The sequence below is a fragment of the Herpetosiphonaceae bacterium genome (assembly GCA_036374795.1).
GTDB lineage: Bacteria > Chloroflexota > Chloroflexia > Chloroflexales > Kallotenuaceae > LB3-1.
On the sequence record DASUTC010000237.1, the window covers coordinates 1 to 12847 of the forward strand.

General features: G+C 63.2%; 11 protein-coding genes. 2 read left to right on the plus strand and 9 right to left on the minus strand.

Going from position 1 to position 12847, the window contains the following annotated elements; all coding sequences use genetic code 11:
• The 7 genes from VFZ66_17460 to VFZ66_17490 all read right to left on the minus strand — a co-directional run.
• Positions 1–1545: hypothetical protein (locus VFZ66_17460; protein ID HEX6290977.1), on the minus strand; the 1545-nt coding region annotated here is incomplete at its 3' end.
• A 196-nt stretch (positions 1546–1741) separates the two neighbouring features.
• Complete coding sequence (locus VFZ66_17465) at positions 1742–2437, minus strand: fibronectin type III domain-containing protein (GenBank protein ID HEX6290978.1); 696 nt, start codon at positions 2435–2437, stop codon at positions 1742–1744.
• A 200-nt stretch (positions 2438–2637) separates the two neighbouring features.
• The gene (locus VFZ66_17470) at positions 2638–3528 is read right to left on the minus strand and encodes an N-acetylmuramoyl-L-alanine amidase (protein HEX6290979.1); all 891 of its coding nucleotides are present in this window, start codon (positions 3526–3528) and stop codon (positions 2638–2640) included.
• Positions 3529–3731: 203 nt separating this feature from the next.
• Positions 3732–4706: a transcriptional regulator gene (locus tag VFZ66_17475; protein HEX6290980.1), complete on the minus strand. Its 975-nt coding sequence runs from the start codon at positions 4704–4706 to the stop codon at positions 3732–3734.
• A 163-nt stretch (positions 4707–4869) separates the two neighbouring features.
• Entirely contained in the window at positions 4870–5124 is a 255-nt protein-coding gene (locus tag VFZ66_17480; protein ID HEX6290981.1) for a hypothetical protein, read from the minus strand.
• A gap of 129 nt (positions 5125–5253) precedes the next feature.
• Entirely contained in the window at positions 5254–6051 is a 798-nt protein-coding gene (locus VFZ66_17485) for an SDR family NAD(P)-dependent oxidoreductase (protein ID HEX6290982.1), read from the minus strand.
• Positions 6052–6102: 51 nt separating this feature from the next.
• Complete coding sequence (locus tag VFZ66_17490) at positions 6103–6492, minus strand: DUF2203 domain-containing protein (GenBank protein HEX6290983.1); 390 nt, start codon at positions 6490–6492, stop codon at positions 6103–6105.
• Positions 6493–6641: 149 nt separating this feature from the next.
• Between VFZ66_17490 and VFZ66_17495 the strand changes: the two genes are divergently transcribed.
• Both VFZ66_17495 and VFZ66_17500 read left to right on the plus strand, forming a co-directional pair.
• Complete coding sequence (locus VFZ66_17495; GenBank protein ID HEX6290984.1) at positions 6642–7184, plus strand: CvpA family protein; 543 nt, start codon at positions 6642–6644, stop codon at positions 7182–7184.
• Between the two features lie 150 nt (positions 7185–7334).
• Entirely contained in the window at positions 7335–9809 is a 2475-nt protein-coding gene (locus tag VFZ66_17500) for an endonuclease MutS2 (protein HEX6290985.1), read from the plus strand.
• An 80-nt stretch (positions 9810–9889) separates the two neighbouring features.
• Here the strand turns inward: VFZ66_17500 and VFZ66_17505 are convergent, their stop codons facing one another.
• Together VFZ66_17505 and VFZ66_17510 are read right to left on the minus strand one after the other, a co-directional pair.
• On the minus strand, positions 9890–11779 hold the full coding sequence (locus VFZ66_17505) for a S1 RNA-binding domain-containing protein (GenBank protein HEX6290986.1): 1890 nt from the start codon (positions 11777–11779) through the stop codon (positions 9890–9892).
• A gap of 141 nt (positions 11780–11920) precedes the next feature.
• Complete coding sequence (locus VFZ66_17510) at positions 11921–12829, minus strand: VWA domain-containing protein (protein ID HEX6290987.1); 909 nt, start codon at positions 12827–12829, stop codon at positions 11921–11923.
• Between the last annotated feature and the right edge of the window lie 18 nt (positions 12830–12847).

Sequence of the window (12847 nt, forward strand, 5' to 3'; positions counted from 1 at the left end):
GCTATTCGTCTCAAGGCGTGGCTCGCTCAGCGGCAGACCAAACAGCGCCAGACTTTGCTGATAGCTCGGCAGCTCAGGATCGTTGATCCCATGTGTCTGCCAGTACGTCATAAAGCCCAGGCCAGCGCCTTGATCGCACACATTATGGCGTGTCTGCTCAAACCACAGACAGCCTGCTCTAGGGCCATCAGCTTGGGGCCACTTCCGCCAATCGATGCCTTGTCGTTGTAGCCAATCGTCGCTAAGCCGCCCAAGAATCACATTCGATGGTTTATCGTCCGGATAGACGACCGCCCCGTGCAGCTCAAAGCGATTCCGCTCGAACCATTGCACCGGGTACACGTGCCCCAGATCACGGGTAGGCTCGTGGCGCTGGCGAGTAACAGGAAAGCCAAATACTGCCAGTCCGCCGTTTTGCTTCCAAAACTCCAGAAAAGGACCGCTGATACACTGGCCGGTTTCGGAGAAGCAGCGACGCTCAGCCGGTCCGAGCCGTGTCGAATCAAGACGTAGAATATCCAGCCCCTTTGACATACTCACAAGATAGACAAGATCGCCGACCACAGCTACATCGGTTACACCTGCCTGCGCATAGGCGGCATGCCGGGCGAAGCTATCCGCTTTGCTGACATCAAAGAGTTCCAGGCCGCCGGTCCTATTGGCAAGGTACGCGATATTATTGATCACCAGCAGCCGTCCCGTACGGCTGCCCTGCGGTTCGTAGACTCGGTGTAATTTGGGCGTTTCGGGAGTGCCTGTATCGATCACGTGGATCGGCCCGCCTCCCAGATAGGTGTAGCGACCGACGACGCTAAGCGCTGTGGGATAGAATGGGCTTGTGACGTACTGACCACGGAGGCGCGGCTGCTGAGGATTCTTGACATCAACGATATGCAGGCCGTAGGAAGAATCAGCCAGGTATGCAAGATGACCAACAACCTGTATATCATGCAGGCTACGGCCCGGTTGATAGCTTCCACGCGCCCGTGGACGAGCCGGATTACTGACATCGATAATCTGTAGCCCGGTTGTGTGCCCGGAGATATAGGCGAGCTTGTCGACAACCACGATCTTCATCGGGTCGATCAGCCCGCCATTCCTCTGATCGATGCCTGGGAGTGTATGGGTGACGATGACTCTGGGCTTGCTTGGATCGCGCACATCGACGATCACGAGGCCCGGCGTATTATTCACAAGATAGGCCAGACCCCCAACAACTTCAAGGTCGTGTGCATCAACCGCCAGCTTAGCAAGCAGGCGCGGCTGATCGGGAGCGCCGACATCGACGATGCGCAGCCCGGTCGAGCCTCCGGCAAGATACGCAATCGAGCCGCTGACGGCCACGGATACGATGTCGGTGTCTTCAAAGCGGCCAACGAGTCTGATAGCCCCAGCAGCGCCGGGACGTTGTGATCCCGATCGAGCAGCACGAGGCTGCTCTGCTGTGCGACTGGGCGAATGTGCGAGCGCGGCCAATGGCAGACCGTTGCACAGCAACAAAACACAGAGGACGAGCATACGGAGGCTGGAAACGCGGCGTTTCATGCTAAACTCCTTGTGGTAGGAGATGCGAGGGTTCTGCGATCGATTGTATAGCTTATTTCACATCCACCGAAGTCCCTGGGCCTCATATCCGTGTGATGAGGACATGAAAAAAAGTGCTGCGATGGTTTCTGCCCATCACAGCACCGGCGCCTTGATCCTGCCTGAATCAAGCGTGCTTAAGTAAGCTCCTCAGGCGTCAGTAGGTCTTGCCGCGTGTCCAGCTTGCCGCGCAGACACTGCCCGACTCATTATCGGCGCAGACCGTGTAGTAGTACTCGGTGCTGGGCGATAAGCCGGTATCATCCCAGGTGCGCACGTTGCCCGCAACTGTTGTGAGATACTCGACGGTGCTGGTTCCTGCCCGCTGCCGAAACACCCGAAAGCTATTGATGGCAACGCACGGCTGATTCCAGCAGGGCTGGTTCCAGCCAAAGCGGATCGATGAGCTAGAGCGCGGCGTTGCCCATAGCGCATTCGGCGCGGCAGGCGCGGCGGACGTGGTGGCGGCGGAGGTGTAGCCATCGGCGCAGACGGTGTTCGAGCCGTAGTACGAGCACACGGTATAGTGGTAGGTCGTGCCCGGCGTGAGGTTTTTGTCGTCGTACCACGTGTTTGTGAAGCGCTCGCGGATCACCTGCCAGGACGAGCCATTCCACCGATACAGGCGGAAGCCGTCGATGTAGGACGAGTTGGTCCACGAGACGCGAATCGAGGTATTGGAGAGCGCGCGAGACGCAAGATTATAGGGCGCTCGCTCCGGGTTAGCCGCCGCCATCGACAGCGGCACCGACCCTGATTGAGAGGCATAGGCGGACGATCCCGCCGTGACGGCGCTGATGACGAACAGAACTGCGGTGGCGACGATCAGCGTCAAGCGTTTGGAGGGCAGCACGATCATACTCCTCGCTGGTAGGTGGATCACGATAGAGCCAGATGACATCAATAGTGGACAGTTAACAGCGGCGGGCATGGCACACGACGGCCAGGGATCACGTGTCGCGGTTGGAGGAGTATGGGAACAAGGGAACAACTGGGAGAAGTATTTATTGTTGCTTTGTTCCCTTGTTCGTTCGTCTCCGGCCTAGCGGCGCGCTAGGGCACGAAGATCGGCCTGGTCTGAAACTCCTCGATCCAGCGCTCCTTGCCGTCGTAGAAGAAGAGCCTGGCCCAGCCGTCGAGGCGCTCGACCACGGCGTAGCGCTCCTTGCGCGAGGCACGATCGACGAGCCTGAAGTGCTTGCCGGGGCCGGTGTGCAGCGGCACGCTGTTGTTCAGCACCTCGACCTTATCGCTCCCTGGCAGCAGCGGCGGCGACGGCCAGCCCCCGGCAGGGCGCGTGCCCAGGAACCGCGCGATACCCAGCGCGATAGCCCGCGCGACTAGATCGCGGTTGTTGGTCAGAAACGCCCGATCGGCGGGATTCGACAAGAAGCCCATCTCAAGGATCGCGCCCGGCGTATCCTCAGCGATGGTGTGCTCGTAGAGGCCGCTGTTGAAGGCGTAGTAGCCACGCATATTGTGCGTGATCCGCCAGTCTTTAGGCAGCCCGGTCTGCTTACCGTACTCATCCTCGATCTCACGCACGAGCATGCTGCTGGCGACCCAGTCGCGGTAGTAGGTGGCGACTTTATAGCCGCGCGCGCCGGTGTTGCTGTGACCGTCGGAGTGGAGCGAGACAAACGCATCGGCGCGATAGGTGGGCGGCACCGTCGAGGGCAGAACATACGCCTCGTTGCCCCATGAGCGCAGATACTCGGCGGCACGGTGCGCAATATCGACGTTGAGATCGACCTCGCGCACGCCGCCAGCGGATGCGCCCGTGTTGCCGCGCAGACGCGAGAATTCTTCCGGCAGCTCGTTGGAGCGCCAATGCCCAGCTTGGATCGCGACGACCGGTGGATTAAACGCGCGTGAGTGCTGGGGGATCGCTGCGACAGCCAGCAATCCGACCAGAATCAGAATCAGGGAGAGTCGACGGGACATTGAAAACCCTTTCTGGCTTGGCGGGGGAGTCATGAAATACCGCAGACCTGACCGAGGAAACAACTACCAACTGTATTCAGGGGAAGCGTAAAGCTTCTCGCGCTCGGTGACAAGCGCCCAAGCTTACAAAATCATGTCAGCGCCGCCAGGTGCGCTCTACCTTACCACAGCAATGCGCAGCCAGCCGGGCCTGGAGTCCTCTCTTACACCGAACGATGGTACTGGGCCGCCATGCGCTCGCCCTCCGCCGCGATCTGCGCGCGCAGCTCAGGCGGTGAGAGCACCTCGACATCCGCGCCCCAGCTCAGCACCCAGTTCCTGATCTCGCGAATGCCGCCGACGCTCATCGACAGGATACAGCCGCCATCGGGAAGCTGCTCGATGCGCTGCGAGTGATGCCAGACGCTCTCCTGCACGCGCCGCGCGGCGTTGGGGCTGAAGCGCAGCCGCACCTCGACCTCTTCCTCGGCCATAATGCCCCACGAGACTTGCAGCCACTTGTAGGGATCGAAGTCTTCGGGGATGCTGTAGTGCTCGGCCAGCAGCTCGGCCTGCTGGATACGCTCGACCTTGAAGGTGCGTAGCGCGTCGCGCAGCCGATCGTGCGCCAGGACATAGCTGCCCGGCTCGAAGCGCGCAACTTCGAGAAAGTACGGCTCGATCACCCGCTCCTGCGGCTCGGCGCGATCTGCCGCCCAGTAGCGGATCGATACGACTCGCCGATCGGCCCAGGCGCGCGTCAGCGTTTCGACGATCTGGACATAGTTGGAGCGGATCGGCTTGGCGCGAATCACCTCCGCCGCCCGCGACATATGCTCCGAGAGCGTGGCATCGGGCAGCGAGGCCGCGATCTTGTCGAGCGCGCTGACCACGTGGGGATTATTTTCGTCTGAGTGATGCGCCAGCAGACGCGCCGCAAAATACAGCGCGACCGTCTCGTTGAGGTTAAGCCGCACCGTGGACTGGTATCCGTCTCGATCGATGCCAAACTTACCATCGAACTGCCAGACCGGCACGCCCATCAGCTCCAGCGCCTCGATGTCGCGGTAGATCGTCCGCCGATCGACGCCGCAGTACTGCGACAGCTCAACTGCACCCAGCCCTTGCGGCGTGTTGTACAGCTTATGCTCGATACGGCGTAGCCGCGCCGCTTTTGATTGCGTGCGAGATTCTTCCATACGCATCCGCATTGCCCGGACGAAGCGCATTCGACGCCGGGCAGAATGGACGATCGAGTCGCGATGCGATGTTGCGCTCGTGCAGAGACAAGGAGGCTCTTTGGAAAAGCGGCCCTGCGATTCTGCTTGAGACGAGGGATCTTTCCCCCGGCCTGACGGCGTGCTAGAGAATAGGCATGAATGACAACACGATCATACCGACGATCAAGACCGTAGCCCACAGCAAAATCCGAAACAGGTCTTTGCGGATATAGCGGTACTCGGCGCTGTAATCGACGGGCGCGGGCTCGGCCATGTAGGAGCGGCGAACGCTCGGCGCTGCCGCATGAGCGGGAACCGTATAGGTACGCGCGATGCCGGAGCGGCGCTCACGGCGGGTAAGGTTTTTTGTCGCACGACGGCGGGACTGACTAGCCATGGAACGGCTTCCTCCTGGAGCTGATATTGGCAACCTTCGCAGGTCACACGCAATTATACCATCTACGCCGCCATCGAGCAGCAGATCTGTTGCTCCCTCATCATGTGGCGGTCCGATGCCGCCGGGTGCCTACGATCGACGCGACATGACTCGTCCAAGGATCGGATCGAAGGCGCGCGGCAGCCAGCCATGTATCATGCAGACCACGCGCTCGATCGGGTGGAGCGCATAGACCACGCGGCGCTGGCGCTCCACTCCCCGCAGGATCGCCTGGGCAACGCCCTCGGCTGAGCCGCTGAAGGGCGAGCGACCGACGCGCTTCGAGCCGCTCACGCGAATCCGCGCCCGGTCGAAGTTAGTGTCGATCCGGCCTGGATAGACCGTGATCACCCCGATCCGGCTGCGGTACTCTTCGCGACGCAGCGTATCGCTCAGCGAATCCAGCGCCGCCTTCGAGGCCGCGTAGCCGCCGATGCCGGGAAAGGCCATCTCCGCGACCGGCGACGAGACGTTGACGATCACGCCGCTGCGCTGGCGGCGCATCTGGGGCAGCGCTGCCTGCGTCAGATACAGCGGGCCGTAGAAATTGACGGCAAAGACCCGCTGCAACAGATCGGGCGGTAGCTCGCCCACATTGGCCTGAATGCCGATCCCGGCATTATTGATCACAATATCGACGCGGCCCCACTCGGCAATCGCACGCTCGACCAGCGCATGCGCCGCCGCGCGATCCGCGACATCGGTCGGCACCATGAGCACCTGCGCGCCCGAAGCGCGCAGCTCTGCCGCCAGCGACTTCAGCTCGGTCGAGAAGCGCGCCGCGAGCACCACCCTGGCCCCGGCTGCCGCAAACACGCGCGCGGTCGCCCGCCCAATCCCGCGCGACGCGCCGGTAATGATCGTTACTTTGTCCTGAACGCTCAACATCTGCCCCCAGCTCGCTCAACAACCACCAGCATCGCTGAGCGGATTGTCAGCCTAAAACGTCTCGTCGATCCGCTGCCGACCGGCAAATCCGCTATCGACATCGTGCCAGAACTGCACCGAGGGCTCGTCGTACTGCCAGCACAAATAGATCGGCAGACCGTCGCGCTCAGCCGGAAAATCGATCAGGCCGGTGTTCACATCTTTGACCAGGATATTGAGCGCGCGCAGCTTGTAGATCGCATCCTGAATGACGACGATATAGCGGGTGACATCCGAGGCCGTTTTGCTTCCGCCGTTGAAGACCGCCGCCTGGATCACCGTCCATAGCTCCGGTTGCAGCAGCAAGATCTGCTCGCGGGCCGTCAACATCCTTTCGACGAGGCTGCGGACGTAGGGCAGCAGGGCATTCGCCTCCGCCACAGAATAGAAATGCTCATCCATGTAGGTTATCCAGTATCACGTCCACCACATGGGCCGCACCGAGGCAGGACCAGCGGCATTATAGCATCGTGTCACGGCGCGCAACAACCTTATGCTATAATAGCCGCGCGCTATTTTGCCTCACTCATCCTCCTTGATGGAGTTGCCTGATGTTTGTTGATCTCCTGCTGCTCTTCGGCTTCATCGTCATCACTGCGGTTGGCTTCTTTCAGGGCACGATCAAAATTGTGCTTGCGCTCGTCACGTTTTACGCCAGTGTGATCTTAGCCAGCCTGTACTTTAAGTTCGCCTCGCTGTACATGGTCCGGCGCGGCACCAGCGCGGTCGTCGCGGATGCCATCAGCTTTTTCCTGATCCTGGTGATCTGTTTCATCCTGCTGCTGGCCGCCGCGCTGTATACGTTTCGCTACGTCCGTTTTCCGGGGCGGCTTGAGTTTGTCGATCGGATTATCGGCGTGATGCTCGGCGTAATCCTGGGCGTGGTCTTTATGAGCATCGTCGGGATGGTGCTGCAATTCCTGTTTATTTCCAATAGCATCGGCGATCCGTACCCGATCACGCGCTCGCTCCAGAATAGCACGCGCACCTCCACGCTGCTGCCGCTGCTGATCAACAATATCTTGCCACAGGTCTTTAGCCTGGTCGCGCCATTCCTGCCTGAGTCCGCGCTGCCGTTCTTCAGGCCCAGGTAGGCAGGCATCAGGATCACCAAAAACCGGCAAAAGACTCGTTTTTCGGCGGCAGAAGAGAGTATAATGCTCCCTGCCGTCTTTTTTTGGGCAGCACCGGCACGAGTAGCCGAAAGCCGACTGTGATCGAGCACTAGATTGTGGTAGAACAGCATGACGATTGAAGCGCGCACACTTCATATTTTGGAATACGCTAAAATCCGCGAGCGGCTGGCGCAGCAGACCGCGTTCTCGGCCAGCCGCGAGCTTGCGCTGCACTTGCAGCCCGACGACGACATCGACGCGATCCGTCGCGCGCAGCGAGCCACCACTGCCGCGCGCCAGCTTTTCGACACCTATCCCGACATTACGATCGGCGGCGCGCGCGATATTCGTCCGGCGATCACCCAGGCGCTACGCGGCGGCATCCTCGATCCGGGCGTGCTGCTGGACGTGGCGGCGACGCTGGCGGCGACACGCCAGCTACGGGTGCGGCTGCTCAAGCTTCCCGACGAGCCGTACGGGCCGCTGATCGATCTGGGCTATGCGCTGCCGGAGCTGCCGGAGATCGAAGCCGCGATCGAGCGCACCGTCGATCCCAACGGCGAGATTCTGGACAGCGCCAGCCCTGCGCTCGGCAAAATTCGGGCGGAAATTCGTATCGCGCACGATCGGCTGATGGAGCGGCTGAACGGCATCCTGGGATCGTCGCAGTATGCCAGCGCGCTGCAAGAGCCGATCATCACGGTGCGCGATGGCCGCTATGTGATTCCGATCAAGGCCAGCGGACGCAGGACGCTGCGCGGCATCGTCCACGATCAGTCCAACACGGGCGCGACGCTCTTTATCGAGCCGCTGCAAACCGTCGAGCTGAACAATACCTGGCGCGAGCTGCAAATCGCCGAGCAGCAAGAGATCGTGCGCATTCTGCAAGCGCTGTCGGCGCGCATCGCGGAGCATGGCGACGCCACGATCGCGGGCGTTGCGGCGCTGGCGGAGATCGATCTGCTCTTTGCCAAGGGCCGCTACAGCTCGATGCTCAACTGCATGGAGCCGGAGATCGTCGATCTTCGGTCGTACCAGCCCACGCCGAGCGCGCGACCGGAGGATGCGCCGCTGTATCTGCGCAAGGCCCGCCACCCGCTGCTCAACCCGTCGACGGTGGTGCCGACCGACGTGTGGCTGGGCGGCGAGTTTCGCGTGCTGCTCGTCACCGGGCCAAACACCGGCGGCAAAACGGTCGCGCTCAAAACGACCGGGCTGCTGGCGCTGATGGCACAGTCGGGCATGCATATTCCGGCTGGCGATCGATCGCGGCTGCCGGTGCTGCGGCATATTTTCGCCGACATCGGCGACGAGCAGAGCATCGAGCAGAGCCTCTCGACCTTCTCGTCGCACATGACGCATATCATCGCGATTCTGGATGCGCTGGACGCTGCGGCGCCTACCACTAAGCCGGGAGGATGCCTGGACGCGCTGGTGCTGCTCGACGAGCTGGGCGCGGGCACCGATCCGACCGAGGGCGCGGCGCTGGCGCGGGCGATTATCGAGCGCATTCTGGACAGCGGCGCGCTCTGCATCGGCACGACGCACTACGCCGAGCTGAAGGCGTACGCGCATAACACGCCCAACGTCCACAATGCCTCGGTTGAGTTCGACGAGGAGACGCTGCGGCCTACCTACCGGCTTCAGATCGGCCTGCCCGGTCGCTCAAACGCGCTGGCGATTGCCTCGCGTCTGGGGCTGCATCCTGAGATCATCGCGCGGTCGCGCTCCTTCCTGTCGGCGGAAACCGAGCAGGTCGAAGATATGCTGGCGTCGATCGCCCGCGAGCGCGAGGCGGCGGCGCTTGAGCAGCGTCAGGCCGAGACGATTCGGGCCGAGGCGGAGCAGGTGCGTAATCAGCTCCAGCAGGAGCTAGCCGAGCTTGAGCTTGAGCGCGAGCAGCGGCTTCAGGCGTTCGAGCGCGAGCTGGACGACGAGCTACGCAGCGTCAGGCACGAGCTGCGGCGGCTGCGCGAGGATACACGCTCGGTGTCGCTCACTCGCGAGTGGATGCAGCAGGCCGAGGAGCGGCTGAAAGCGGCGGGCGATGCGGCGGAGCAGCAGCGGCGCGAACGCCGACGCCAGCAGCAGCCACAAGCACAGCCGCAGCAGCCACAGCAGCAAGCGCCGCGTCCGCTCCAGCCCGGCGATCAGGTGCATGTCGCCTCGGTCAAGCTCGACGGCGAGGTGCTCTCGATCGATCCCGATGCCAACGAGGCCGAGGTCCAGGTCGGCGGCTTCCGCATGACGGTCGATCTGCGCGAGCTGCGACGGCGCAAGGGCGGCGGCGAGCAGCAGCGTCCCGCAGCCGTGCAGGTGAAAGTCGCGCCCCGCGTGCCGAGCGCGCCCCGCGACGTGTCGATGCAGCTCGATATGCGCGGCATGCGGGCTAGCGAGATCGAGGCGCTTCTGGATCGCTACCTTAACGATGCGTATCTTTCCAACCTCGCCGAGGTCCGGCTGGTCCACGGCAAGGGCACCGGCGCGCTGCGGAAAATCGTACGCGAGGTGCTGGCGACACATCCGCTCGTCGCCTCGTACGCGCCCGGCGTGGACGGCGAGGGCGGCGATGGTGTGACGGTCGCGCGGTTGCAGCGGCGCTGACGAATCGACAAAAGGCTTAAAACAACACGGGCCGGAGCGCCATTGCTCCGGCCCGTACCGTCGTATGTGGCTGTGCCAGCTTACTCTTCGTCGCGCATGGCAAGCGTGCGGCGAATTGCGTCGCGGCGACCACGGTCGTTGCCGCCCTCTTCTTCTTCTTCCTCATAATCGCGGCGGTTCTTGCGGCGATCCTTGCCCGCGTTGAACTTCGACACCAGATCTTCAAGCGTCGCGTCGCCGGAGAAGCTTTCCTCTTCGGGGTCCTCAAAGGTGTACACTTCCTCCGACGGCTCGTAGATCTGCGCCTCGCGGCGACCGCGTCCTTCGGAGCGACCGCCCAGGCGACCGCCACGGCCCGACGCATCGCGATCGTCGCGGCCACGTCCGCCGCCACGGCCACCACGAGCATCGCCAGGACGACCACCACGAGCGTCGCCACGGCCTTCGCCGCGCCCGCCACCACGAGCGTCGCCACCGCGACTACCGGCACGACTCGCGTCGGCGGGCGTGTACTCGTTGAAGCTCGGCACAGGATAGCCACCCTCGGCTGCTTCGGGCGTGTAGCCCGTCGCGCGCGGCGCTGGTGTCGGGCGCTCCCGCTCGTTCGGCAGCGGCTCCTCGACGCGCATGGTCAGGCTGATGCGCTTCGAGTTCGGATCGACCTCGATCACCTTGACCTGCACCTTGTCGCCGACCTTCACCGCCTCCTCGACGCTGCCGACGCGCTGGTCGGACAGCTCCGAGATATGGACCAGGCCGTCGCGGCCCACGCCCACATCCACGAACGCGCCAAACGGCGCGAGGCCGCTGACCGTTCCGTCGAGGATTGTGCCGGGCTCAAGCTGCTGCATGCGCTGGCTGCGCAGCGCGCGCCGCAGGCTGAGGCTGATGCGCTTGCCTTCGGGATCGACCTCCAGCACCTTGAATGTGTAGCGCTCGCCGACCTGCACCGCATCTTCGGGCTTATCGACGCGGCCCTCGGCCAGCTCCGAGATGTGGACCAGGCCGTCCTTGCCGACGCCGATGTCCACGAAGGCGCCGAACGGTGCGAGGCTGCTGATCAGGCCCTCGATCGTGTCGCCAGGCTTCATCTGCGAAAGCCGGTCGCGATCGACTTCGGGCTTGCGCGGCCCTCGGCGCTCACGCTGCGGCTTGGGCCGGTTCGGATCACGCATCGTCAGGCTGATGCGCCGCGCCTCGGTATCGACGCTCTTGACCCAGACCGTCACCGGATCGTCGATCTGCACCAGATCGGTCGGCGCTTCGATCCGCGAGTCGCTCATCTCCGAGATATGAACCAGGCCGTCACGGCCCACGCCCACATCCACAAAGACGCCGTACAGCGCGATGCTCGTCACCTTGCCTTCGAGCTGCATGCCCGGCTGAACGTCTTTGAACCGCCGGGGCTTGCCGCCCTTGGCCGACTCCTCGGTTGGCTCGAAGCTTGCGCCCGCCGCTTCGCCAGCTTCCGCCGTCGGCGCTGCCTGCTCGGTTTCACCGCCCTGCGACTGGTCGGCTCCAACCGTCGAGGCCACGACCCCATAGACACGGGCACCAGTGCGCCGTACCTGATCCACCGCAGCCTGCGCCGCGTCGCTGACCGTCTCGACGATCGAGGAGCCTTCATCAGCCTGGGCGCTCGGCTGCTCCGCTCCCGTCTCGCTGGTTTCGACTGTGCTGCCGTCGTCCGCATGGGTATGCTCCTGCCCGACCAAATGCTTGGCCGCGCCGACGATGTTCTCGGCAACACTGGGAGCGCGATCAGCGACCGCTCCCGCAACGTCTTTGGCCGTCTCGGCCACGGTAGTGGCTGCGCTCCTCGCCACATCGGCGAGCTTCGACAGCATGCCCTGGCCTTCCGTCTGCTCCTGATCGCTGGCCGCCGCGGTTTCTTCTGCGTTGGCCTGCTCCGCCTGTGCCCCCTGTGCCTGCTCATCGGCCTGCGTTGGGGTCCGCTCCTCGTCCGTCATGTCCGCCGTGCCTCCGTGAAAGTGAACCAACACTAAATATATGGATTAAGAACAATCGAGCAGGAGAACAAAAAAACGTCGCCGCCGCTGGCGTGCCAAACAGCGAGATCGTCTCGTTGTTCGCTTGCTCCAATGTTCTTGTTAACGTGTTTGCTGTCGCACCACTTCGACGAGCGCCTGATCGCCTAAGTTGGCGATGTGATAGTATAGCGCCTGCAAATGTTGAGCCAGCGACTGTGCAAGGCCCCGCACAAAGCTGGGATGCTCGGTATCGATCACGATCGCCTCGATGCCTGTCTCGGCGATATAGTCGGCGATCCGATACGCCTCCTCCTGCGGACGCATGCCGGTCAATGAGACATTGGCCTGCCCGTCCGTCAAGACGACCATCAGCGGCAACACCTCCGGATCGCGTCGCCGCGCCCGATCCAGCAGCTCGAAGCCGAGCAGCAGGCCGTGTGTCAGCGGCGTCTTGCCGCCGGTCGGCATCGAGCGCAGCCGCCGCTCCGCCAGATCGACGCTGTTGGTGAGCGGTAAGAGCACGCGCGCGGCGTCGCGCTGGAACGAAACCAGCCCAACCCGGTCGCGGCGCTGATACGCATCTCTGAGCAGCGAGAGCACCGCGCTTTTGGTTGCCTGCATCCGCTGCTCCGCCGCCATCGACCAGCTTGCGTCTACCACGAAGCAGATCGCGTTGCGGGTTCGTCGCACCCGCACCTTCTGCCGGTAGTCCGGTCGTTCCAGCAGCACGGCCCGCCGCTTCTTCGTGCGGGCGCGGCGCTGGCGCTGGTACGGTGCCGCCGCGCGGAGCGTCGCGTCGAGCGCCAGATCGGTGATCCGCTCGCTCGTCTGGCGGCTGGAAATGTACCGACCGCTCTTGCGCTTGGTGCGCGATTTCGAGCGCTTGCCGCCCGCGCGGCGCTGCTGTCGATCGGCCTGGGTGCTCAGCCGCCGCACCTTGAACGGCTGCGCCGGAGCGACCGTTTTGTCGCCTTTGTTCTGGCCGCTGGTATCGTCCTGAGCACCGGCCTCACGCGGCGCGACCGACACCGACTCAAGATCGCTCGA

Bases quoted from the DNA above. Each gene is read 5' to 3' on its own strand.
- VFZ66_17490 (HEX6290983.1), bottom strand. From the start codon at position 6,492: ATGGATGAGCATTTCTATTCTGTGGCGGAGGCGAATGCCCTGCTGCCC.
- VFZ66_17495 (HEX6290984.1), top strand. From the start codon at position 6,642: ATGTTTGTTGATCTCCTGCTGCTCTTCGGCTTCATCGTCATCACTGCG.
- VFZ66_17480 (HEX6290981.1), bottom strand. From the start codon at position 5,124: ATGGCTAGTCAGTCCCGCCGTCGTGCGACAAAAAACCTTACCCGCCGT.
- VFZ66_17505 (HEX6290986.1), bottom strand. From the start codon at position 11,779: ATGACGGACGAGGAGCGGACCCCAACGCAGGCCGATGAGCAGGCACAG.
- VFZ66_17475 (HEX6290980.1), bottom strand. From the start codon at position 4,706: ATGGAAGAATCTCGCACGCAATCAAAAGCGGCGCGGCTACGCCGTATC.
- VFZ66_17485 (HEX6290982.1), bottom strand. From the start codon at position 6,051: ATGTTGAGCGTTCAGGACAAAGTAACGATCATTACCGGCGCGTCGCGC.
- VFZ66_17500 (HEX6290985.1), top strand. From the start codon at position 7,335: ATGACGATTGAAGCGCGCACACTTCATATTTTGGAATACGCTAAAATC.
- VFZ66_17470 (HEX6290979.1), bottom strand. From the start codon at position 3,528: ATGTCCCGTCGACTCTCCCTGATTCTGATTCTGGTCGGATTGCTGGCT.